Here is a 2,015-nt window from a genome sequence, read left to right as displayed (position 1 = left end):
TAGAAATGACAACCGAAAATTGACCACCTGTGATCACCGAAAATTGACCACCCTGAACTTTGGACGTAAGTCTGGAGACAGGGGGGTCATCCAGGATTGGCCTGTAGTTTTTTTTCTTTCAAACTCTGCTTGAGACGATAGCTATCCCACTGGCAATTGATAATATGGGCTCTGTGGGTCAGGCGATCAAGAAGCGCCGCGGTCATCACCTGCTCCCCGAAGACTTGTGTCCAGTCGGCGAAGCCGAGATTGGTCGTGATGATAACCGCCCCTTTCTCGTGTCGTTCGGCAAGAACCTGAAAAAGCAGTTCCGCTCCTTCTTTGGAAAAAGGGATGTATCCCAGCTCGTCAAGGATCAACAGGTCATAACGGGTATACCGTTGAATCAGCCGTTGTAAATCTCTCTCCTGTCGTGCTTCGATCAGTTCATTAACCAGGCCATAGCAACTGACGAAGCGAGTGCGATAATTGCTCCTGCATGCTTCGACCCCGATGGCGGTGGCCAAGTGGGTCTTGCCGGCGCCGCTTCGGCCAAGAAAAATGATGTTTCGCCGTTCTTTGATAAAGTCACATCCTGTCAATTCGCGGACCAGGCGGATATCGAGCCCGTCAACTGCATCGAGGTCGAATCCCTCCATGGTCTTTACCAAGGGGAATTTCGCTTCCCGCACTCGGCGATTGAGGCGGCTTTCCGCTCTGGTCTGAAGCTCCGCCACCGTAAGGTCCAGGAGAAATTCATCGTAACCAACGCCACGTTCCTTTGCCTGGCGCAGTGCCGGCTCGATCTCCCGGACCATGGTGGAAAGGGTTAAGGCTTTGAGGTTCTCCCTCAATTCGACAAAGGTGCTGTTCATCATTGCACACCTCCCAGCAACCCATAGACTGCGAGATCGGGAGGCGGCAACTGTGGCCAGTTAGACAGCGGGGCATTGGCGGTGGCGGTTTCGCTGGCACAAATCAGGATATGTGCCACCCCCTCACTGGTGCTGAGCCCTTTTTTCAAGGCCAGCACCACCGCCGCCTCGACTTCGTCCGGTTTGTATTGCCGATAGAGCATCAGGACCGATATGAAATCTTTAATCCCCGTGGTTTCTCCCCGGGAGAGGCAGAAGCTCTCCAGCATCCGGTGCAGTGAATCAGGCCACTGCTTGCGCCATTGGCGAATGGGGCGCGCGCTGTTGAAAGCCAGCGGCCGCTGCTGGATGATCTCCAGATAGTGATCCGCCGTGAGGCTCCATTTATTGTTGCCGAACAACCGCTCGTGTTCCGCGAGCTTCTTGCCGCCGGCAAAAATCTCCACCCGTTCGACATGCAGCATGATTTTCAGCTTGCGCCCTACATACCGATACGGCACGGAATAACGATTCTTGTCGGCAATCACTGTGGCGTACTTGTCCGCCCGTGCTTCAAGGGGAAGGGTGGCGGAGTAGGCCCCCGCCGGCAATGGCAGCAGGTGTCGCTGTTCTTGCTCAAAGAGTTCCTCGATGGTCTGGGTCCGGCCCGCCATCTTGTGGGTGCCGTAGTTGATGCATTGCCGGAGAATCGTTTCATTCAGCTCTTCGAGACTCGCGGCTTCCGGAATCGGTACCATGTAGTTGCGCCGGGCGAAACCTACCAACCCCTCCACGCCGCCTTTCTCATGGCCATTGCCAGGGTTGCAGAAACGAGCCTCGAAGCTGTGATACGCTTTGAATTTGCGGAATCCTTCCTGCTCCAGACGAGCCCGGCCCTTAAGGACCTTTTGCACCGCCGTGGTCAAATTGTCATAGATCAAAATCGAGAAGATGCCGCCGAAAAAATCGAACGCCTGCTGGTGGGCATCAAAAAAGGCCTGCTGCCGTTCGCACCGGTAGAGCCGGACAAAATGCTTCCCGGAAAATTTGCTGCGCATACAGAAAAACTTTAATCGAACCGACTCACCGGCCAACACCGCCGTCGCCGTCCCCCAATCAATCTCCGCCTCGCGCCCTGCATCGGGTTCGCAGGGAATGAATACCTGGCACGTCGGGGAGAGA

The 2,015-nt window shown here is 55.3% G+C and carries 2 protein-coding genes; both read right to left on the bottom strand.

All coding sequences use genetic code 11. The features are described from left to right. Window positions 1–86: 86 nt before the first annotated feature. A complete protein-coding gene (gene istB / locus ACHHRT_RS13720; RefSeq protein WP_395500334.1) occupies window positions 87–857 on the bottom strand; it encodes an IS21-like element helper ATPase IstB in 771 nt (256 codons plus the stop codon). Then, window positions 854–2,015 (bottom strand): IS21 family transposase (gene istA, locus ACHHRT_RS13715; RefSeq protein ID WP_395500333.1); only part of this gene is annotated, 1,162 nt, incomplete at its 5' end. The genes istB and istA, both read right to left, overlap by 4 nt.

Source organism: Desulfurivibrio modestus (assembly GCF_044068625.1).
Taxonomy (GTDB): Bacteria; Desulfobacterota; Desulfobulbia; order Desulfobulbales; family Desulfurivibrionaceae; genus Desulfurivibrio.
Note: the sequence above shows the minus strand (reverse complement) of the source record. Positions and strands in the feature narration are given on the sequence as shown.

Excerpts from the sequence above, each read along its gene's own strand:
- istB (WP_395500334.1), bottom strand. The coding sequence starts at position 857 with ATGATGAACAGCACCTTTGTCGAATTGAGGGAGAACCTCAAAGCCTTA.